19 protein-coding genes and 1 tRNA gene are annotated in these 20,105 nt (G+C 68.1%); 6 read left to right on the plus strand and 14 right to left on the minus strand.

Going from position 1 to position 20,105, the window contains the following annotated elements; all coding sequences use genetic code 11:
• Positions 1 to 16: 16 nt before the first annotated feature.
• The 9 genes from RBB84_RS16080 to RBB84_RS16120 form a co-directional block, all read right to left on the minus strand.
• Positions 17 to 1,216, minus strand: coding sequence for an aminotransferase class I/II-fold pyridoxal phosphate-dependent enzyme (locus RBB84_RS16080; protein ID WP_064256169.1), 1,200 nt, complete (start codon positions 1,214 to 1,216; stop codon positions 17 to 19).
• 42 nt (positions 1,217 to 1,258) lie between these two features.
• Complete coding sequence (locus RBB84_RS16085) at positions 1,259 to 1,906, minus strand: PhoU domain-containing protein (protein ID WP_024102005.1); 648 nt, start codon at positions 1,904 to 1,906, stop codon at positions 1,259 to 1,261.
• 73 nt (positions 1,907 to 1,979) lie between these two features.
• Positions 1,980 to 2,138, minus strand: a complete 159-nt coding sequence (locus RBB84_RS16090; protein ID WP_156666077.1) for a hypothetical protein — start codon at positions 2,136 to 2,138, stop codon at positions 1,980 to 1,982.
• Positions 2,139 to 2,256: 118 nt separating this feature from the next.
• Positions 2,257 to 3,759, minus strand: coding sequence for a hypothetical protein (locus RBB84_RS16095; RefSeq protein ID WP_156666076.1), 1,503 nt, complete (start codon positions 3,757 to 3,759; stop codon positions 2,257 to 2,259).
• A gap of 91 nt (positions 3,760 to 3,850) precedes the next feature.
• Positions 3,851 to 4,645, minus strand: coding sequence for a hypothetical protein (locus tag RBB84_RS16100; RefSeq protein WP_006552627.1), 795 nt, complete (start codon positions 4,643 to 4,645; stop codon positions 3,851 to 3,853).
• 129 nt (positions 4,646 to 4,774) lie between these two features.
• Positions 4,775 to 5,431 (minus strand): hypothetical protein, encoded by a 657-nt coding sequence (locus RBB84_RS16105; protein ID WP_024102009.1) that lies wholly within the window; start codon positions 5,429 to 5,431, stop codon positions 4,775 to 4,777.
• Positions 5,432 to 5,539: 108 nt separating this feature from the next.
• Complete coding sequence (locus tag RBB84_RS16110) at positions 5,540 to 5,866, minus strand: SelT/SelW/SelH family protein (RefSeq protein ID WP_024102010.1); 327 nt, start codon at positions 5,864 to 5,866, stop codon at positions 5,540 to 5,542.
• 217 nt (positions 5,867 to 6,083) lie between these two features.
• Positions 6,084 to 6,245: a hypothetical protein gene (locus RBB84_RS16115; protein WP_019290926.1), complete on the minus strand. Its 162-nt coding sequence runs from the start codon at positions 6,243 to 6,245 to the stop codon at positions 6,084 to 6,086.
• Positions 6,246 to 6,328: 83 nt separating this feature from the next.
• Entirely contained in the window at positions 6,329 to 7,471 is a 1,143-nt protein-coding gene (locus RBB84_RS16120; protein ID WP_064256167.1) for a glycosyltransferase family 4 protein, read from the minus strand.
• Between the two features lie 176 nt (positions 7,472 to 7,647).
• On the opposite strand from RBB84_RS16120, the gene RBB84_RS16125 reads away from it, so the two are divergent.
• From RBB84_RS16125 to RBB84_RS16140, 4 genes are read left to right on the plus strand one after another with little or no spacing between them, the layout of a single operon-like run.
• Complete coding sequence (locus tag RBB84_RS16125) at positions 7,648 to 9,639, plus strand: hypothetical protein (protein WP_064256166.1); 1,992 nt, start codon at positions 7,648 to 7,650, stop codon at positions 9,637 to 9,639.
• A gap of 5 nt (positions 9,640 to 9,644) precedes the next feature.
• Positions 9,645 to 11,129, plus strand: coding sequence for an archaeosortase/exosortase family protein (locus RBB84_RS16130; RefSeq protein WP_231911999.1), 1,485 nt, complete (start codon positions 9,645 to 9,647; stop codon positions 11,127 to 11,129).
• A complete protein-coding gene (locus tag RBB84_RS16135; RefSeq protein WP_064256164.1) occupies positions 11,114 to 12,589 on the plus strand; it encodes a glycosyltransferase in 1,476 nt (491 codons plus the stop codon). Before RBB84_RS16130 ends, RBB84_RS16135 begins: the two co-directional genes overlap by 16 nt.
• Positions 12,586 to 14,232 carry a glycosyltransferase family 39 protein gene (locus tag RBB84_RS16140; RefSeq protein ID WP_197481829.1) on the plus strand — a complete coding sequence of 549 codons (1,647 nt, stop codon included), beginning with the start codon at positions 12,586 to 12,588 and terminating at the stop codon, positions 14,230 to 14,232. Before RBB84_RS16135 ends, RBB84_RS16140 begins: the two co-directional genes overlap by 4 nt.
• Here RBB84_RS16140 and RBB84_RS16145 read toward each other — a convergent pair.
• From RBB84_RS16145 to RBB84_RS16155, 3 genes are all read right to left on the minus strand, one after another.
• Positions 14,224 to 15,288, minus strand: coding sequence for a hypothetical protein (locus RBB84_RS16145; protein ID WP_064256163.1), 1,065 nt, complete (start codon positions 15,286 to 15,288; stop codon positions 14,224 to 14,226). The two genes, RBB84_RS16140 and RBB84_RS16145, sit on opposite strands and share 9 nt — an antisense overlap.
• An 86-nt stretch (positions 15,289 to 15,374) precedes the next feature.
• Positions 15,375 to 15,965, minus strand: a complete 591-nt coding sequence (gene dcd, locus RBB84_RS16150; protein WP_016696219.1) for a dCTP deaminase — start codon at positions 15,963 to 15,965, stop codon at positions 15,375 to 15,377.
• 34 nt (positions 15,966 to 15,999) lie between these two features.
• Positions 16,000 to 16,635: a TetR/AcrR family transcriptional regulator gene (locus RBB84_RS16155; RefSeq protein ID WP_006552639.1), complete on the minus strand. Its 636-nt coding sequence runs from the start codon at positions 16,633 to 16,635 to the stop codon at positions 16,000 to 16,002.
• Positions 16,636 to 16,858: 223 nt separating this feature from the next.
• Between RBB84_RS16155 and RBB84_RS16160 the strand changes: the two genes are divergently transcribed.
• Together RBB84_RS16160 and RBB84_RS16165 are read left to right on the plus strand one after the other, a co-directional pair.
• The gene (locus RBB84_RS16160; protein WP_006552640.1) at positions 16,859 to 17,056 is read left to right on the plus strand and encodes a hypothetical protein; all 198 of its coding nucleotides are present in this window, start codon (positions 16,859 to 16,861) and stop codon (positions 17,054 to 17,056) included.
• A tRNA-Gly gene (locus tag RBB84_RS16165) sits at positions 17,047 to 17,117 on the plus strand. The genes RBB84_RS16160 and RBB84_RS16165 overlap by 10 nt, the downstream gene beginning before the upstream one ends.
• A 160-nt stretch (positions 17,118 to 17,277) precedes the next feature.
• On the opposite strand, the gene RBB84_RS16170 is transcribed toward RBB84_RS16165, so the two are convergent.
• Positions 17,278 to 18,084 (minus strand): hypothetical protein, encoded by an 807-nt coding sequence (locus RBB84_RS16170; protein ID WP_231912007.1) that lies wholly within the window; start codon positions 18,082 to 18,084, stop codon positions 17,278 to 17,280.
• A gap of 287 nt (positions 18,085 to 18,371) precedes the next feature.
• Positions 18,372 to 19,967 carry an alkyl hydroperoxide reductase subunit F gene (gene ahpF / locus RBB84_RS16175; protein WP_033096297.1) on the minus strand — a complete coding sequence of 532 codons (1,596 nt, stop codon included), beginning with the start codon at positions 19,965 to 19,967 and terminating at the stop codon, positions 18,372 to 18,374.
• Positions 19,968 to 20,105 lie beyond the last annotated feature (138 nt).

Consider the following 20,105-nt stretch of genomic DNA (forward strand, 5'->3'; position numbering starts at 1 on the left):
CGGGGTGTGCTGACGATCAGGCACCGAGCGCGTCGGTGATCCCGTCGAGGATGCGATCGAGGATCGGCCCCGACGTCGCGAAGTTGATGCGCAGGAAGTTGCGTGCGCCCGACCCGAACCGCACCCCACCGTCGGCGAGGACACGTCCCCGATCGCGGACGGTCGACACCGGATCGTCGATGCCGAGCGGCCCGGTGTTCAACCACGTCAGGTAGGTACCCTGCGGCAGGTGGTGCCGCAGATCCGGAATCCGTTCGCGCAGAACCTCGTCCACCCGTCGACGGTTCCGGTCGAGGACCTGCAGCAGGTCGCGCTGCCATGCACCGCCCTCGCGCCACGCGGCGAGCGTCGCGACCACGCCCGGCACCGAGACCGTCCCGTACAGGTCGAACGGCTCCGCGTCCCGGCGCTTCAACAGGGCCTCGGAGCCGTAATGCACCACCGCGCACCGCATCCCCGCGAGATTGAACGCCTTGCTGGCGGAGGTGAGAGTCACCGTGCGGGCAGCGGTCTCCGGCCCGAGCGAAGCGAACGGGATATGCCGGTGCGGTTCGTAGATCAGTTCGGCATGGATCTCGTCGCTGACGACGAGCATGTCGAACCGTTCGGCGAGATCGGCGATCCGCTCGAGTTCCTCACGCGTAAGCACCCGCCCGGTGGGGTTGTGCGGGTTGACGAGCACCAGCACCCGCGGACGACGACGCGCCGCCAACAGCTCGAACACATCGAAGTCGAGCACCCACCCGTCGCCCCGGTCGACGAACGGAAAGTCGATCTGCTGCAGACCCATCCGTCGCACTGACGCGAGGAACGGCGGGTAGTTCGGTGTCTGGATCGCCACCGCATCGCCGCGCGTGGTGCTCAGGTGCAACACGAGCTGCAACGCCTGGATGAGATCCGTCTGCTCGCGCACGGCTCCGGGATCGGGTTCCCATCCGTAGCGCGTTCGCATGCGCTGTGCGAACTCCTCGCGCAGCGGCGTGCCGTGGAACCAGTCGGGATAGCCGAGATCGCTACGGTCGACCAGCTCGTGCAGCGCACGCGCGATCGGCGGTGCGACCGGGAAATCCATGTCGGCGACCCAGGCGGGGGCCAGCCCGTCGGCGGCCGCCCGTGCCCACTTGGCGCCGGACCGCACCGACAGAGCATCGAAGTCGAGGTCGTCGAACCCGGGCACCCCAGGACCGCCGACCGAGAGGCGCTCGTCGCGGGTCATGGTGAGAGAATCGCACGGTTCGCGGCAGTACGCGCGGCGAAGTCAGGCAGCTGGTCGTTGGCCCGTGACGAAGAAGATCAACCGATCGGCGACGTCGACGGCCTGGTCGCCGAACCGCCCGTAGAAACGCGCGAGGAGTGCGGTGTCGACCGCGGTCCGGATGTCGCCGTCCCATTCGGGGCTCTCGAGCAGGGTGAGCAGTCGCGAGTGCACCGCATCGAGTTCGGTCTCGATGGCGTGTGTGCCCTTGATCGTCTCGAGGTCGAAGTCGGTGAACGCGTCGCGCAGGATCGCGACAATCTGCGCGGCGAGTTCGGCCATCCGGCGAAGATCGTCGCGCAGGAGGTCGTACACCAGCGACTCGGGATGGCGACGCCGTACGACCCGCGCGATGTGCAGGCTCAGTTCGCCCATCCTGGTGAGATCGCCCGTGATACGAACCGCGGAGAAGACCAACCGCAGGTCGGCGGCCACGGGACCCTGCAGGGCGAGGATCCGCACCGCTCGCTCGGCACAGTCGGTGTCGAGTTCGGCGATCCGTGCATCGAGATCGAGGGCGGCCTGGGCTGCGTCGAGATCGGTGTCGAACAGGGCGCGAGTGGCCAGGTCGAGCCCTTCGGCTGCGACCGCGGCGAGCTCACCGAGACGTTCGACCAGGTCGTCGAGCTGTCCTCGGAACAACTCCCTCATGTCTCGCTCCCTCCGTCGCCCGGTTCACGGCACGTGTACCCGGCTGGTCCTCTGTGCAGTCCTGGAGATGAGCCTAACGGCGCGCGTCGACGACACTCTCGGTGGCGACGTCCTCGGAGGGCGATGCGGAGCCCGCACCGTCGTCCATGCGGGCGAGATGAGCCTTGATCCATTCGGTGCTTCCCGGCGTCGCGGTGCTGTGCTGCGGTGTGCCGGAAATGCAGATAGACAAATCATTTTCCTCGTCGTGACGCCGATGTGCTCGGCTGCGCAGGCCAAACCCATCCCCTGGAGTGACCGCCATCACTATAGCCTGTCGGCGCGAAGCTTCAACTCGGGCGGGAACACGGTCAGTAGCGCGACGTCTCCCGAGATTCGCCGTAACCGTTCTGCTCGGGATGAGCGTGCCCGTCCCGGTAGCTCTGTCGGTCGGCGTATCCGTAGTCGTGCCCCTCGTCGTAGCGGTACTGCCGGTAGGCCGAATCCTGGGGCGGGACGAACAGCGACTCGGGTTGCGACGGCACCGGCTGCGGAGCCCGGCGACGGTCGTCGGGCACCGGTCGCGGTGCAGGCGCCGCGGGTGCAGGTGCAGGTGCAGGTGCGGCGGCCGGGACGGGAGCCGGGGGCTCGGGAGCCGCCTCCACGGCCGTTTCGCGGCGCCGGGCCGGAAGCACGGGCACCAACTCGCGTCCTGCACCGAGCAGGACGAGACGCGTGGGCACCTCGATCTCGGCCAGGGCACGCAGTGTGTCCTCCGCCTGCGCTCGCTCCTCGGCCCCGGCCTGCAGCACGATCACGGCGAGCGCGAGCCCCTCGGTCTTCGCGCGGATCCACCACCGTTCCCCGACTCCGCAGCACACGATCCGGTCGCGGGCATCGCCGAAGGCGTCGGTCTCGACGGTCACGCCCTCGCCGGTGAGGAGGAGGATGTGGTCGCCGAGCGAAGCGCGCTGTCCGAGCATGACGATCGTGTCGAGAGGAAGCGTCTCCCGATCGTCGCGCTCGATCTGCACAGCTGTCCGGTGGCGGCGCGCGACCCGCCGGGCCCAGGCCGGGCTGTTCGACGCTCCGAAGCGTCCGTTCAGCGCGACCAGCAACTCGGCGACGAGGACGAACACGGCGAGAAAGGCGACCGCGGCCTCGGTGCGCGGCATCGGGGACACCTTCGTCCCGGTACCGGCGGGCATCGACAGCACCTGAAGGTATTCGAGGCTCGCACCCGAGCGTGCCTGCCGGAGCTGCTCGAGCCGCGCATCGAGTTCGGCCTGCACCACCGGATCGGCTACGCCCTCCTCGTCGGTGGCGATACTCGCGGCGAGGTCGGCACGCAGACCGGCGACGACCGCGTCCAGCTCGGCGATGCGCGCGTCGAGGGCGACGCGATTGCGTTCGGTCTGTGCGCGGTCGAGCTGCGTGACGACCGTCTGCGCGAGCCGGTCGGCGTCGGCCTGCGAGTCGTCGCGGGCGGTCACGGTGAGCAGGGTGGGCGACGAGCCGTAGCCGACGTCGATCCTCGACGGCAGCTTCGCGGGGTCCTCGTTCGTCTCGGCTGCGATCGCGGCCACGACCGCCGAGTCCTGCGACAGCGCGACATAGGGAGCGATGAGCTGCCCGAGGGTCGCGTCGTTGCCGGACACGGATGCCGACGAGCGGATCTCCGCGACGAGCGACGACTCGTACACCCCAGGGCCGCTGTCACGGACGGAGAAGACCGCGACCGCGGCGAGCGCGGCGACGAGTGCGGCAGGCACGGCCACGCGAGCGAGATCGCGGGCGTGCCCCACAAGATCGACGGTGGGAGGAACACCGAGCTCACGACGCAGTTCGGCGTCGCGGATGCTTCGTTCGGACACGATGCACAGGCCTTTCGCTGTCGCCCCGGGAGTGGGCACGTCGCCAGTGTGTCGCGACGAATCGGGCAAATGTTACCGACCCGAACGTCCGTCAGCTGCCGAGCAGCCAGCGCGGACGGGACCACATCTGCCAGGTCTCGGCGACGCGCGCTCCGGCCGCGAGATAGAGCGGGGTGACACGCGGCCTGGTGAGTCCGCACATCGCGACCGGGCCGCGCTGCGTGTGGGTGTGGGCGGCGCCGGCCCGGATCAGCCGGTTCGCGTATCCGCGACGTTGCCGGCCGGTGCGGGTGCCGAGCGACCACACCGTCCGGATCGGTCCGCTGTCGACGAGCAGGGTGCAGGACTGCAGAGCTGCAGCCCCGTCGTCCGCATCCGCGTCGTCGAAGATCCCGATCACCTCGACGCCGGTGGTGCGGGCGACGACGTCGGCGTAGGCGACCGCGGCGGTCCCCGGGGCGATCCCGAAGGTCGCGGCGGCGAGTTCGCGGGCATGCACCATGTCGTCCTCGCCGAGAACCCGAAGGCCCGGATCGATCGGAGCGTCGTGGGCGACGAGGTAGGTCAGGTCCAGCGAACCTGCACACACCCAGCCGTGGTCGGCGAGAACCTGGGCGGCGCCGAGGCCGTCCCCGGCGAGCAGGACGATCGACGGGTGACCGGCCTCCGTCAGCGTCTCGTAGACATGCTGGGCGTGAGCGGTCACGTCGCCGCCGTGGACGAGCGCGAGGTTGTAGTCGGGGTCGGGGGCTGCGGTGATGCCGATCCACCAGCCGTCACCCTCGGACCAGTGGCCCCCGGACGTCAGCGGCCGCATGCTCGCGCCGTACGCACGTCGCAGTTGCAGCGACGATGCGAGAACCGTCGCGATCGAGGCGGCGTCCACCCCTTCTCCTTCCACTGCCACAGAAATCGACCCCGGACCACACCTACAGGGTCGGCACGAAAACGGCATCGGCGGCACCCGATGGGTGCCGCCGATGCCGTCACGTGCGGATCGGAGTGTGGACTCCGATCAGAGGTAGGCGCCGATCAAGTCGCGCAGGAACTTGATCGCGAACTGGAGCGGGTCGACCGGCTCCGGCTGCGACTGGGGGGCCGGCGGAACATTGTCGGCCTGGGGCGCGGCCTCGCCCTGCGGTGCGGGCGCGGACTCGGCCTGCGGCGCGGACTGCGCCTGCGGAGCCGACTCGCCCTGCGGTGCGGACCCGCCGTCGCCGACCGTGACGGAGATGCCACCGGTGAAGGGGCGACCGGACGCGTCGAAGATGTTCTCGTACTGCGCACCCGAGGCGTCCTGGCAGCCCCAGAAGACGTTGTAGGTGCCGTCGGTGATCGACTCCGGGCCGGCCTGCGAGGGTGCGCCGTCCTTGATGTACAGCGCGCTCGAGGTGCTCGTGTTGGTCACCGAGAAGCTCGTGCCGGCGGGCTGCGCGTCGATGCGGCCCGACGGATCGGCCGTGTCGACGGTGCCCGGCTTCAGGACGTAGGTGACGCAGGTGACGCCGCGGTCGACGTCGGCGCGCGTCAGATCGAAGTCGACGACGATGGCGCCGTTCTCCGCCTTCGCCGAGACGCTCGGACCCGCAGCGGACGAGACGCCCGGAACGACCAGTGCCAGCAGTGCGGCACCGGAGGCCGCGACTGCAGCCTTCTTCGCAACAGAATTCATCGATTTTCCTCCCCGTATTTCGATGTCGGCGACCACTTTCGTGAGCGGCACGCCGTCGACCGTGCCCGACGCGCGTAGAACGCGGGCACATATACGAGAACGTTACCGCTAGATGTCGTTGCTGTCGCGACGAGGTGGGGCATCGGCCCGGGCGGCCCGATCCACATGCCCGAGATCACGATCCGGCTCCACGAGATCACGCACTCGCCGTTTGAGCACGACGATCTCGGGAAAGCCCTTGTCCTCCTTGCGGTCCCACACGACCGTGTCGTCGACAACGATGCGGAACACTCCCCCCGTCCCGGGAACGAGCGCGACCTCGCCGAGAGCGGTACCGAAGGTGTTCAGCATTTCCTGCGCCATCCATCCGGCGCGCAGCAGCCACTCGCACTGCGTGCAATAGGTGATCGCGACGCGGGGAGCCTGCTCGGTCATGAGCGACAGGATATCTCCGCCGGAAACAGGCCCGAGAATAGGTGAAGCCCCGGCAATCGTGGTGGTGGATCGGCCGGGGCTTCTGCACGAACCGGTGATGGGGGGTAACCGACCCGTGCGGCCGTCCTCACATGGGGGACAGGAGGACGACGCGGAACCGAGTCTAGACACGAGAAATTGTTACTCGCGAGTATCGCGCAGGCGGACGTCCGGCGTGTCAGGAAGCGACGGGAGGATTCGCAGGATCGCGCTGCTCCCGCTGCATCTCGACGAGCTGTTCCTCCCTCTCGGAGACGAACAGGAACCGACCGACCGCGAGCGCGCCGAGAGCCGAGAGGCCCAGCCACGCCGCCAGCGCCGATGCGATCCACACCCACATGGCTCACAGTGTGCGCGAATCCGCCGGGAACACCAAACATCGGCGATCACAACATGGTTGCAAAAGCAATACTCGAGGCCGCCTCACGATGTGACGCCCGTCGCCCACAAGGCGTTCACCATGGCCGGCAACGTGACTTCGATGTCGTGGCGCTCCTCCACCCGGCGACGCGCGGTGACGGCAATGTCGTTCCGCAGGTCGGGAGCGGACATCAGTCGCCGCAACGCCTCTGCCAGAGCCTTCGCATCGCCGGGCGGAACGAGCAGTCCCGCGCCGTCGGCCAGGTGCTCGGCGGTCCCTCCGTGATCGGTGCCGACGACGGGCACACCGTGCGCCATCGCCTCCAGTGCGACCAGCGGCCCCGCCTCCGGCGAGGTGCTCGCGGAGACCATCACGTCCCACACCGCGAAGACCTCGGCGGGATCGACCCGACCCAGGAACGACACTCGTCCGCGCAGGTCGGGGGCGTGTGCGCGACGCCGCAGTTCGTCGAGGAAGGCTTCGTCGCCGGGGAACGGTTCCCCCGCCACATCGAGACGGATCCCGGGCACCTCGGCCACCGCCTCGAGAAGGACGCGGTGTCCCTTCCATTCCGTCACCGACGCGAGGATGCCCACCCGCACGGTCGAGGCATCGGGAGTCGAGTCCTCGGGAGTCGAGGCATCGGGAGATGTCGACCGGGATGGAACAGGCGGGATCGGGACGCCGTGCGGTGCGACGACCACCGGATATCCGCATTCACGGACCGGCACGGCCGAGGCCCGCGAGACGGCGACCGCTCCACCCACGGCACCCCTGCCCATCCGGGCGACGATGCGCTGCTTACGGGAGGACAGAGTGTCGTGCACCAGCCACCCGGCACGTTCACGGTGGGACGTGCCGAGCACGGCGAGCCGCAGGGACGGCAATGCGAACAACGAGTTGCACACGACCCGCGGCCGCTCCGCGGAGAGCACGCGACGGAGCCTGCGCGCTCCCACCAGCCACCGCACCGGAAGACCCGCCAGGCCCGCGATCCGCCCGACTCCCCTCTGACCCCACATGCCCAGCCGGGGCAACCGGACACGGACGCATCCGGCCGGGAGGGCGTCGGCGAGCGGCCCGTCAGGGCACGCCACCACGACCCGACGCCCCTGCGCGAGAGCGACGTCGACGAGCATCAGCATGACCTTCTCGGCACCCGACCGCTCACCGGTGTGCGCGACGAACAACAGCGGATCGCTCACGGCGCCGCAACCGTCCGATCCCTCGCTGCTTCCGCCACGGGGCCTCCTGATTCGTCCGATTCGAGTCGTCGGCTGAAATCGAGGCCGGCCGTCGTTCCGTTACAACAGCGCAACGTCACACCGAATTGTCGCCGCGTCTGCAATATTCTCGTGATCGGACGCAATACGCTGCTCGAGTGACATCGCCCAGAACCGGTCGCCGTTCCCGTCGCACCCTCGTGCTGGCTCTTGCCGCCTCGATGACGTTGTGCGCGAACCCGCTTACCGCTGCAGCGCAGGATCTCGAACCGACGGAACCGACTTCTCCGGGCGAGGTCGCATTCCCGACCCGCAAGCTCGGGCTCGGGCCGAACATCGAATTCCGTGGCAATTCCGATGTCGTCACACTCGCATTTCCTGTCCCGGCCGGAAATACTCCCGCCTTCCTGGACACCACCGCCGAACTGCCCACGAATGTCGCGCGCGGATGGATCGACGTCGTCTCGGACGGGCGCCTGCTCACCCGCGTGGAACTGCCGCCCGGTGGCGCCATCGTGCCCTTGACGATTCCGCTCGCCGGGGCGAAGGTGGAGAACGGCGCCGCGGTGGTCTCGCTCGATCTGCACCTGGTCGCCGTCGACAACATCTGCCCCGACGACTGGACGCTGGGTTCGGTACGTCTGCGCGACGGTCTGGTCCGGTACGCGGGCACACCCGCGGCGCCGCAAGCGGTCGCCGACTACCTCCCGCCGGTCCTCGATCGCCTCGAGTTGTATCTGGCCGAGGACCCCACGGACGCCGAAGCGGGCGTCGCCCTCGACCTCGCAGCGACCGTGAGCGCCCGGTATCCCGGGCGGCAGGTGCCCGTGGACGTACGTGAACTCCCGGCGAACGGCGTACCCCCTGCAGCCGACACCCCGCTCGTCCGGCAGATCGTCGTCAGCGAGGGCGACCAGACGGGTGCGGAGGTCGTGCCGGTGCCCGACGGGCCGCCCGCCCTGTATGTCCGAGGCGACGCCCAGACCCTCCTCGACCAGGTAGGCCTGGTGAACAGCATCCTGTCCGGTCTTGCCGTCGGTTCCGACGTCGCCGTCGGCACCTTCGACGTCCCGCCCATCCTCGCTCCGGACTCGACCACCCTGTACGACCTACGCGTGTCCGACCTCGAGACGAGCGGTCTCGGCCTCGCCGACGTACACCTCTTCCTCGACCAGACCGAATTCGGGCGGCCGGTGCGCGATGTGCGCATCGACCTGCAGGGCACCTACACCCCGCTCCCCGCCACCCAGGGCGGGTCGATCACCGTCTCCGTCGGCGACATCATGCTCGATTCGTGGGCCGCCGACGCGAGCGGCGTCATCGACCGTGTCGTCACGGTTCCGAACTCGGCCCTCGGGCGGCTCACCGACATCAGTGTCGAACTCCGCACCACCGGCGCGCAGCAGCAGTGCGGTCTGCAGCAACCCGTCACCCTGCGCATCGACGGCGGCAGTCGTGTCTTCAGCACCCTCGCGGATCCGCCGCTGCCCGTCGGCTTCCCGTCGCTGCCCCAGACGCTGATGCCGAAGGTCGACGTCGCCACCTCCGATCGCAGCCTCGTCGACGTCGCCCGTGCCGTCGAGCTCGTCGCCGGGCTCCAGTCGCTCACCAGCCGTCCGCTCGACCCCGAATGGGTGACGATCGACGAAGCGCTCGCCTCGTCGGGACCGGCAGTGATCGTAGCCGCGAACGGTCTCCTGCCCGAAGATCTGCAGTCGCAGCTGCCGCTCGTCCGCACCGAGGACCGCCGGTTCGAGGTCCGCAACGCCGACGGCGAGAGCACCAGCCTCACTTTCGGCACCGAGGTGGACTTCGCCTCGTTGCAGGTCGTGCGGGACGACGGACGCACCGTGCTGGTCGCCACGTCGACCGGTGCTCCCGAGGAACTCGATCGGACGCTCGACTGGCTCGCCGCCGAGCCCGGTCGCTGGTTCGAACTCGAGGGCAGCGTGCTGTTCACCGCGCCCGACCGCGAACCGATCACCCTCATCGATCCCCACACCCGGGACGACGACGTCGACGCGGCGTCGTCGGAATCGGACAGCACGGTGACCGCAGTGGTCGTCGCGGGGGTCGTCCTGCTCGTCGTCGGTGCGGCGGGCGCCGCGGTGTGGTTGCTCACCCGTCGGCGCCGTCCGCAGTCGCGGTGAACACGATGACCACGACAACCGAGCATCCGTCGTTCATCGAGCGGTTCTTCACGAACGCGATGCTGCACACCACCAATCGGTGGATCGCGATAGTCGCCGCAACCCTGATCGGCTTCCACTCCACCTGGCTGCAGCTGCTCGACGAGATCCGCACCGGCACCACGGGTGGTTACGTCCTCATCGTGCCTCCTCTCGTCGCGATCGTTGCGATCGGCATCACGCGGCAGCGGAAGAACGAACTGCCGATCCACGACCGGCAGACCGACATCATCACGTCGGTGCTCCTGCTGCTGATCGCGCTCGCGATCAAGGGGCTGCTGATGCCGCGCTACGCGACGAACTATCAGGTGATGCACCTCGACGTGCTCGCCGCGTGGGTGTTCGTGTGCGGGGCGTGCGTCGCGATGTTCGGTCTGCGCGTGACCGCGGCGTACTGGCAGGCGTGGGCGATGCTCTTCCTGAGCTCGCCCGTGCTCTACCGGATCGTGCTCGTCGAGGCCGGGGGCACGAAGCTCGCGGCGGGACAGGTCACGCTCGTGCTCGCCGCCACGGCTGTCGGACTCGCGACGCGGCGCACCCGGGCCCGCGGATTCTTCTACGGCTCCGCAACATTCGTGACCGGTCTGGTGGTGCTCGTCCTGGTCGATCAGCGGTGGCCGGACGCACCCATCGCCGTGTCGCAGTACGTGCCGGCGGTGGTCGCGACGGTGGTCGTCGGGGCCGGTGCCTATCTGTGGACCTACCGCGGGCTCGCGCCACGCACGCTGCCACCGAATCCGGTGTCGGTTCCCCAGGCCGTGCGCGGAGCGATGTGCGTCGCGGTGGCCACCCTGCTCGCCGCACTCGTGCCGCTTCCCGACCAGCGCCTGACGCCGGTCTCGGTCGGGCCCCCTTACTCGGGCACCGCCACCCAGATCGTCCCATCCGGATGGGTGCAGTTGTCGTCCGTCGACTACGACTGGCCCCGCGCATACTTCCGTCAGGGATCGGTGCTGCGCCGGCAGATGCTCCGGGCGGAGGAACCGAACCCGGAGTGGGATCGGCTGCTGCGTCCCCGCACCGTCGCCGTGCAGACACTGCAGGTGCGTCGTGTCGGTTCGTTCGCGGTGTACCCCACCGAATCGATGTACGCACTGGGCAAATCACGGGTGAGCCCGAAGGAATATGTCGATCTGGGTCGCGGCGTCACCGCCGAGTACTTCACCGTCGTCGACGACAACCTGCTCCTGACGTGGAGCCTGCTCAGCTTCGTGTGGACCCGCAGCGACACCGTCGCCCAGCGGGTGAGCCTGCTGACGGTGGACAACCACGAACTCGATGCGCCGTTCCCGCAGCCCGAGCCGAACACCGTCACCAATGCGCGCACGTTGATGCGAGTGTTGCTGCGCGGCAACGGCACCGTCGAGGACACCGATCCCGAGTACAAGGACCGTTCCATGCTCATCGAGGTGGGTCGCGAACTCGTGGAGGCGCAATGGCAGGGCGAGTGAACGTCGGCTCGGGACACGATGTTCCGCCCGAAGACACCGTCGAGTTCGACGCCTACCGGACCGCGGCCCTGCACGAAGCGGTGCACGGACTGCGCGAACGCAGCCCCGTCTCGTCGGCGTCGGTCGCGTTCGTGCCGTGGCAGAAATACCTCGGATTCGCACTCGCGGGGGCCTTCGCGCTCGCGCTCGTCGTGGCGACGAAACCGACCCTGATCGTCTTCACCGTGCTGTGCACCTTCGGGTACATCGCGACCCTCGCCGACCGGCTGCTGCTGTTCACCCGCGGCATGGCACGCGACGCGCAGTTCATCGTCGACGACGAGGAAGCTCTCGCCCTCACCGACGACCAGTTGCCGCCGTACACGGTGCTCGTCCCCGCTTACAACGAACCCGAGGTGGTGGGCGATCTGCTCGCCGCGATGGCCGCGCTCGACTATCCGGCCGACAAGCTCCAGGTGTTGTTGCTCCTCGAGGAGGACGACACCGTCACGATCGAGGCCGCGGAGAAGGCCGGGCTCGGCGAGAGCGTCGAGATCCTGCTCGTCCCGGCCGCCGACCCACGGACGAAACCGAAGGCGTGCAATTACGGACTGCACTTCACCACCGGTGAGATCGTCACGATCTTCGACGCCGAGGACCTCCCCGAGCCCCTGCAGTTGCGTCGGGTGGTCGTCGTCTTCGACCGTCTCGGCGACGACGTGGCATGTGTACAGGCGAAGCTGGCTTTCCACAACGGAACCCAGAATCTGCTGACCGGCTGGTTCACCGCCGACTACGCACTGTGGTTCAACTTCATCCTGCCCGGACTGATGAAGTCGCACTCGCCGATCCCGCTCGGCGGGACGTCGAACCATATCCGCCGATCGGTGTTCGACGAGATCGGTGCGTGGGATCCGTACAACGTCACCGAGGACGCCGACCTCGGCGTCCGGATCGCCGAATCCGGCTACTCCACTGCGGTTCTCGACTCGACCACGCTGGAGGAGGCGAACAGCGATCCGATCAACTGGGTGCGGCAGCGATCCCGGTGGTACAAGGGCTATCTGCAGACCTGGCTGGTCCACATGCGCCGGCCCGTCCGGTTGTGGCGGGTGATCGGCACCGCGGGGATGCTGCGTTTCACGACCCTGCTCGCGGGCACGCCGATCATCGCGTGCCTGAACATGGTGTTCTGGATGACGACGCTCGCGTGGCTGCTCGGCCAGGCGGAACTGATCGAGGAGATCTTCCCCTGGTACGCCTACTTCCCCGCGCTGATCTCGCTCGTGTTCGGCAACGTCGCCGTGATGTACATGAACTTCGTGGCGTGCCGCGAGACGGGCCACTCGAACCTGTGGTGGCCGTGCCTGACCGTGCCGTTCTACTGGGTCCTCATGTCGATCGCGGCGATCAAAGGCACCTATCAGCTCATCCGTAATCCTTCCTACTGGGAGAAGACCTTCCACGGGTTGTCGTCGTGAGGACCCGCAGCACGTGGGTGTTCTGGACCGCCTGCCTGATCTATCTGGTGGTAGGACTGTGGCTCGCGCTGGACGTGCAGTACTACCAGGGTGATTCGCTCAGCCGTGTCAGCGCTGCGCGGTCGGTGCTGCTCAGCCGCGACCCGCACCTCGCCGCCATCGGTTTCGTGTTCACACCCCTCACCGCGCTCGTCCAGGTGCCCCTCACAGGACTGTCGGCGTGGTTCCCGGGACTGTCGGCCTATGCGGTGACGGCCGTGCTCATGTCGGCGCCGTTCATGGCCGGCGCGGCGGTGCAGATCCACCGCATCGCGTGCGATCGCGGCTGCACGCCGTGGTTCGTGTGGACGGTGACGGCGGTGTTCGCCCTGAACCCGATGATCGTCTACTACGGCGCGAACGGGATGAGCGAGGCGCCGTTCCTGTTCGCCTTGTGCTGGGCCGCGCGTCGTCTGATCCGCTGGTGCAGCACCGACGACATCCACGACCTGGCGCTGGCCGGAATCGCCCTGGCACTGGCGTATCTCGCGCGGTACGACGCGCTGGCCGTCGGCGGGGCGGTGACGGTCTTCGTCGCACTGCTCGTCCGGTACCGATCGCGACGGTACGCTCCCGGCTCGGGATGGCAGCCGGCGATCATGGACGCGATCCTCGTCGCCGCTCCCCTCGCCCTGGCCTTCGTCGCGTTCGCCGTGACGAGCTGGCTCGTCACCGGTGAATGGCTCGCGCAGTTCACCTCGGCCTACGGCAACGCCGCCATCCTCGAGCAGAGCGGTGGCGGGTCGTCGGGCGGGCTCGGTGCGATCGCCTTCTCGCTCGCCGAGACCGTCGTGCTCGGGCCGGCGCTTCCGCTGCTGATCCCGGTCGTGGCGGTGCTCGCATGGCGACGACGCGATCTCGAACCGCTCGTGCCGTTCGTCGTCTTCGGCGCGGTCCTGGGCTTCGCGGCCCTGTCCTATGCACGCGGAATGACCTTCCCGTTCCTGCGCTTCTACATCTGCGCGATCCCGCTGCTCGCGGTGTGGGTCGTACAACTGGCTCCGCGACGTGGACTGCTCACGGCGCGACGCCCCGGGCCGCATGCCGTTCCGAGGACGGAGGACCCCAGCGGCGCAGCACCCTTGGGTGCGGTGCTCCTGGTGTGCAGCCTGCCCGTCACGTTCGTCGCGATGGGCTCGCCCACCCTGTCGCAGGAACAGCACGCGCTGCGCACGGTCCTGTTCCCGGACGACAACGATCCGTCCGAGGTGCGTGAGAAGCAGCGACAGGTGATCGCGGCATTCTCCACGGAACGGCGCATCGCCGAATACCTCGACGCGATGGACCTACCGCCGGGCTCGGTGCTGATGGACACGGTCTACGGGTTCGCGATCTTCTCGGCCACCGAACGCCCCGAGACGTTCGTCATCCCTTCGGACTCCGACTTCACGGCCGTGCTCAACCGCCCTTCCGCCTCCGGGGTCGAGTACATCCTGACCGTCCCCAACGAGAGCCGCGGAACATCGGACGCCGTCAACCGCCGCTACCCCACCATCTACGAGACCGGCAGCGACATCGCGGTACTCGAACTCGAAATCCCCAACGACGGTGCCGAACAACCAAATTGGCGACTCTTCCGGGTACTCGACCGGACGTCACCCTGAGCCGTGGTGACGCCGTAGGACGTAGTGGACCGGGTCGTCCGGGCCGATGTCGTAGGTGCACTCGTCCGGTCGCGGGTCGGGGACGAACGACCACATCAGTGCGCCATCGGCCCCGAGATCGCGGTACCGCGTGAGCGTGCGGTCGACGATATCGGCACGTTCGCTCACCGCGCGGCACGAACCGGCCCGGACACCGAGTTCGGCGACGAGCATCGGCTTCGACAATCCGTCGAGCCGCCGTTCGAGGAACTGTGCGTCGTCGTAGTCGTGGTACTGCACCACGTCGAGCTGCTCGGCGTCGGTGACGGTCGCGAAATCGTCGCCGGCGGAACCGCACTGGTCGCCTCCGATGGTGCCGACGGTGACGAGCCGGTCCGGGTCGTGCTCGCGGACTATGCCGGCTGCTTCGTCGATCCAGTTGCGGAGCAGCCGAGCACCGCCCGGCAAGCACTCGCGTCGTTCGAGGGTGCACTCGTCGTCGGTGCAGGTCGCGGTCTCGGGTTCGCCGATCAGCTCCCACATCGCGACCGCCGGTGACGAACCCCACCGTTCGACGGCGGTCGCGACCCAGTCGTCGTAGGCGAGCACATGCCCCGGCAGCGGGTCGTGCCAAGCGGCGTCGTACCAGTCCGCCTGCTTGTATCCACCCGCGTCGCAATCACTGTCCTGCGGGGCGAGCACCGGGATCAGGTACACCCTGTGCCGCTCGGCGGCGTCGAAGACGGCATCGAGCGCCGTGAAGTCGAGCGTGCCGCCGATCCGGTGGACAGCGTGGGACTGGAAGGCGTCGAAACGCACGATCGAACGCGGCGCCAGCGTGCCGAAGAAGTCGTCGAGGTCCACCTCGGCACCGCATCCGTGGTTGACCTCCCAGCGGGTACCGAGCTGGTATGCGTTGAGTCCGGCGGGCCACCACGTCCGGCCGTCGAGAACGAGCCGGTCACCGTCGGCACGCACTACCGGGAGATCCTCGGGAGGCGAGGGGCGCGACGAGGTGTCCTGCGCGCAGGCCGCGAGCAGGAGCAGCAGTGTGGTGGCGACCGCAGCGACGCGCACATGCAGAGATTAACCCGGGCGAGAGGGTGCCCGACCGCACGGACGAGATTCACCCCGGGGTTCGTCTGCGACGTGCGCAGGACGAACTAGCTCGGGCGCGCGTCGGGATGCTTGTGCACGAAGTTCAGGTACGCCTTCGACGGCGTAGGCCCGCGCTGGCCCTGGTACTTGGACCCGACCTTCGCGCTGCCGTACGGGTGCTCGGCGGGGCTCGTCAGCCGGAACAGGCACAGCTGACCGATCTTCATGCCCGGCCACAGGGTGATCGGCAGGTTAGCGACATTGGACAGCTCGAGGGTGATGTGCCCGTCGAAACCCGGGTCGATGAACCCGGCCGTCGAGTGCGTGAGCAGACCGAGGCGGCCCAGCGACGACTTGCCTTCGAGGCGACCGGCGAGGTCGGCCGGCAGGGTGCACCGCTCCATCGTCGATCCGAGCACGAACTCGCCGGGGTGCAGCACGAACGGCTCACCCTCGGGAACCTGCACCAGCGACGTCAGTTCGTCCTGCTGCTTCGCCGGGTCGATGTGCGTGTAACGCGTGTTGTTGAAGACGCGGAACAGGCTGTCGAGTTTGACGTCGACACTCGAGGGCTGCACCAGCTCCGGATCGAACGGGTCGATGCCCAGATGTCCGGAGGCGATCTGGGCGCGGATGTCGCGATCGGAGAGCAGCACGCGTAGAGGTTAACAATCGCGCGGCCGCGGGGTTCTACGTGGCCGAGTCGCGTCGCAATTGGGCCGACATCGTGATCAGCAGTTCGGTGCACTCCTCGACGACGTCGTCGTGGCTCAGCGGCACGGTGCCGTCGAGCCAGGCCGTCAGCGCCTGGGCGAGTCCGCCGACGACGTAGTGCGCCGCCAGGTCGAGCCGGGGGCTCGGGGTGATGGCGTAGATGTTCTCGGCCTGGGCGGTGACCAGCCCGGCGAACATGCGGGTCGAGTCGAGGCGCCGCTTCGCGAGCTGCGTGTTGGCCTGGCTGACGGAGAACAGCATGCGGCCGAGCCGCGGGTCCTCGTCGATCTCGCGGACGATGTTCTCGACGCAGGCCCGCACGATCGCGCGGTCGTCGTCGGCCGGTGCCGAGGCCACGGCGGCGAGCGTGCTCTCGGCGATGCGCTGGACGACGTGGTCGTAGACGGCACCGGTGAGCTCGTCGCGGTCGGCGAAGCTCTCGTAGAAGTAGCGCGAGGCCAGACTTGCGCGCTTGCAGACACCGCGCACCGACAGGGTGGCTTCGCCGTCGGCAGCTCCGAGGAGATCGAGACCGGCCTCGATCAGCTGCGCTCGCCGATCGGCCTGTCGTTCCTCGCCTGCGCGTCCACCGTAGAGCCGTCCAGTTGCCATGCCTCTATCTTCGCAGCGTCCGCTTCCCGTGCCGCGCAACCTCCGGTCTTTACCGTCGGCGCGCATCTGGGTGACAGTCGTGGTCACTTCTGACGATGGAGGGACATTCGATGACGACGCCCGTCGACAAGGCACACGCGCAGGTGCGCTCCACCGAGTCGAGCCCGGTCGAATACAACGCGATGGACCCGGAAAGCAGTACTGGGAGGACAACCTCCACAAGATGAAGATCGACGACACGATTTTCGAGCAGATGCCGCTGCCGTGGACGCCGCGCGACCAGCGTCGCTTCGACCGCGTCTGCGGGCTCTCGGTGTGGTCGAGGGGTCCCGCGATCGACCCGGAGAGTCTGCTACAGTTTGCTCCGAAAGCTCGGGCCGGAGTCGATGAGAATCGGCAAAAGCCCAGCGTGCCGATGTAGTTCAATGGTAGAACATCAGCTTCCCAAGCTGAATACGCGGGTTCGATTCCCGTCATCGGCTCTCACACGAAGCCCCGACCACACGGTCGGGGCTTCGTCGTATCGGGGCGTTCGTCGTATCGGGGCCGACGTTGTTGTCGATTTTCCCGCGTTCTTCGACAACAACACCTACCTCGACGGCCCTACCGGCAGCCTTCGAGGTACGCGCGGCTCCCCGAAGTTCACTGGAGGTACGACGCGTAATCGGCGTAGGGCACCTGACCCGTGGGGCTCGCCTCGATGGCCTCGGCAACCTCGGGCGGGATGGGAGCCCAGTAGGCCGGCATCGCGGCCGCGAGGGAAGGGCTCACGGCGTAGATGAGAGCGAAGTTCACGATCCACAGCGGTGGCGCCATCGACATGCCGACGGTCGAGACGACGTCGCCCTTCGTATTGGTGACCAGCTGTGCGGCGCCGGACATCTGTTGCGCCGCGAAACCGAAGGTCGCTTCGATCGGGTACGCCGACCGGTACAGCGCCACCAGCGTGTCCGTCGCGTCGTTGTTCCGCAACCAGGTGTCGACGTACCCGCCGGGCGCGATGAGCGTGTTCACCTGCCTCGTCGGCGCCGACGCGTTCGCCGGGCTCTGCAGCATCCCGTCGGGCGTCACGTAGAGGCCGTAACTGCCCAGCACCGTCGGGGTGGAGACACCGTTCACGTCGGAGTACAGGGGGTGGCCGGTCGTATTGATGAGGATGTCGATGGAACCCTGGATGATCTCGGCGGCCTCCTTGCTGCCGCCCACTCCCCCGCCGGTGGTGAAATCACGGGCCTGCTGCTCGGACAACGCATCTTCCGGCTTCAGCCCGATCTGCCGGGCGATGTCCTCGACCCATTCCCGACCGAGCGGAGCGTGCAACCGGGACGGGTCGGTGACCTGCGTCGGCGCCAGATGCTCGTAGGCCGGTGCTCCGGAGAAGGGAAGCGAGAATCCCGTGGACTCGTCCGCCGACGCCGCGGGATTCACCCACAGGGCGACCAGTCCCATGAGCGCCACCGCCGTGGCGGCTCTGCGATACAGGCGTCCTTCGCGTCTGCGCCGCCGTTCGGACTTCCGTGTGCTGCGCATAGGTCGACCTCCTGGGACACCGTCGCGATGGGGACACACGTACGCATTTCAGTGAAGCGCCGGGGTAAAGAGCGCGTCAATGCCTGTGCTGGGTGAATTGGGGGAGGATATGGGCGATTTCCGCAGAATCTTCGACAACAACCTCCCCGAGGAAGCAACGTGGCCGCCACCCGGAAGGGGTGACGGCCACAGGGCTGCAGTGACGCCTAGACGGTCGCGGCGACCGCTTCCTCGGCCTGGGCCGGGGCGCTCGTGCGGATGAGGTGGTCGAACGCGCCGAGCGCGGCCGTCGCACCCGCACCTGCGGAGACGATGATCTGCTTGTACGGGACGGTCGTGCAGTCGCCGGCGGCGAACACGCCGGGCACCGAGGTGCGGCCGTGGTCGTCGACGACGATCTCGCCGCGCGGGCTGAGTTCGACCGTGCCGGTGAGCCATTCGGTGTTCGGCAGCAGACCGATCTGGACGAACACGCCGTCGAGCTCGAGGGTGCGCGACTCGTCGGTGGTGCGGTCGGTGTAGGTCAGGCCGGTGACCTTCGAACCGTCGCCGAGGACCTCGGTGGTGAGGGCGCTGACGATGATGTCGACGTTGGGCAGGCTGCGGAGCTTGCGCTGCAGCACCTCGTCGGCGCGCAGGACCGAGTCGAACTCGATGAGGGTCACGTGGGCGACGACGCCGGCGAGGTCGATCGCGGCCTCCACACCGGAGTTACCGCCACCGATGACCGCGACGCGCTTGCCCTTGAACAGCGGGCCGTCGCAGTGCGGGCAGTAGGTGACGCCCTTGTTGCGGTACTCCTGCTCGCCCGGCACGTTCATCGCGCGCCAGCGGGCACCGGTCGCGAGAACGACGCTGCGCGAAAGCAACCGGGCGCCGCTCTCGAGCTCGACCTCGACGAGGCCGCCCTCGGTGGGGGCCGGGGTGAGCTTCGAGGCCTTCTGGACGTTCATGATGTCGACGTCGTACTGGCGGACGTGGTTCTCGAGCTCGGCAGCGAACTTCGGGCCCTCCGTGTAGGGGACGGAGGAGAAGTTCTCGATGGCCATGGTGTCGAGCACCTGGCCACCGAAGCGCTCGGCGAGAACGCCGGTGCGGATTCCCTTGCGGGAGGCGTAGATCGCGGCAGTCGCGCCGGCGGGGCCGCCACCGACGACGAGGACGTCGAAGGGATCCTTCTCGCTGATCGCGGCGGCGGTGCGCTCGGCGGAACCGCTGTCGAGCTTGCCGACGATCTGCTCGAGGTTCATGCGTCCGGAGCCGAACAGCTCACCGTTGAGGAAGACGGTCGGCACTGCCATCACCTGGCGTGCGTCGACTTCGTCCTGGAAGAGCGAGCCTTCGATCGCGGTGTGCTTGATGCGCGAGTTGGTCACACACATCACGTTCAGGGCCTGCACCACGTCGGGGCAGTTCTGGCACGACAGTGAGAAGTAGGTCTCGAAGTGGAAGTCGCCCTCGAGATCGCGCACCTGCTCGAGCAGTTCCACGGCCTCCTTCGAGGGGTGGCCGCCGACCTGCAGCAGGGCGAGCACGAGGGAGGTGAACTCGTGGCCGAGCGGGATACCCGCGAACTCGACCGCGATGTCGGTGCCGACCCGGCGGATCAGGAAGGAGGGGCGACGGGTGGCTTCACCGTCGCGCACATGGGTGACCAGATCGGACATGCCGGCGATCTGGTCGAGGAGGTCGGCGAGTTCCTTCGACTTCGGCCGGTCGTCGAGGGACGACACGAGCTCGATCGGCTGGGTGACCTTTTCGAGAAGGGACTTCAACTGGGCGGCAAGGGAGGCATCGAGCATGAGGATTCACTCCAGAGGTGGAAGAACTGTGACCGGAAGAGATGGGAGTCGGCGAACTTCTCAGCTCGAGCCGAGCGGACCCGGACGGTGCCCGGTGGCACGGGACGTTCGGTCCCGTGCCACCGGAACGAATTTCCG

The sequence above is a fragment of the Rhodococcus sp. D-6 genome (genome assembly GCF_040256695.1).
Lineage (GTDB): Bacteria > Actinomycetota > Actinomycetes > Mycobacteriales > Mycobacteriaceae > Rhodococcus > Rhodococcus pyridinivorans.

Excerpts from the sequence above, each read along its gene's own strand:
- RBB84_RS16080 (WP_064256169.1), bottom strand. The coding sequence starts at position 1,216 with ATGACCCGCGACGAGCGCCTCTCGGTCGGCGGTCCTGGGGTGCCCGGG.
- RBB84_RS16085 (WP_024102005.1), bottom strand. The coding sequence starts at position 1,906 with ATGAGGGAGTTGTTCCGAGGACAGCTCGACGACCTGGTCGAACGTCTC.
- RBB84_RS16105 (WP_024102009.1), bottom strand. The coding sequence starts at position 5,431 with ATGAATTCTGTTGCGAAGAAGGCTGCAGTCGCGGCCTCCGGTGCCGCA.
- RBB84_RS16110 (WP_024102010.1), bottom strand. The coding sequence starts at position 5,866 with ATGACCGAGCAGGCTCCCCGCGTCGCGATCACCTATTGCACGCAGTGC.
- RBB84_RS16115 (WP_019290926.1), bottom strand. The coding sequence starts at position 6,245 with ATGTGGGTGTGGATCGCATCGGCGCTGGCGGCGTGGCTGGGCCTCTCG.
- RBB84_RS16130 (WP_231911999.1), top strand. The coding sequence starts at position 9,645 with ATGACCACGACAACCGAGCATCCGTCGTTCATCGAGCGGTTCTTCACG.
- RBB84_RS16135 (WP_064256164.1), top strand. The coding sequence starts at position 11,114 with ATGGCAGGGCGAGTGAACGTCGGCTCGGGACACGATGTTCCGCCCGAA.
- RBB84_RS16155 (WP_006552639.1), bottom strand. The coding sequence starts at position 16,635 with ATGGCAACTGGACGGCTCTACGGTGGACGCGCAGGCGAGGAACGACAG.
- RBB84_RS16160 (WP_006552640.1), top strand. The coding sequence starts at position 16,859 with ATGAAGATCGACGACACGATTTTCGAGCAGATGCCGCTGCCGTGGACG.
- RBB84_RS16170 (WP_231912007.1), bottom strand. The coding sequence starts at position 18,084 with ATGGGACTGGTCGCCCTGTGGGTGAATCCCGCGGCGTCGGCGGACGAG.
- ahpF (WP_033096297.1), bottom strand. The coding sequence starts at position 19,967 with ATGCTCGATGCCTCCCTTGCCGCCCAGTTGAAGTCCCTTCTCGAAAAG.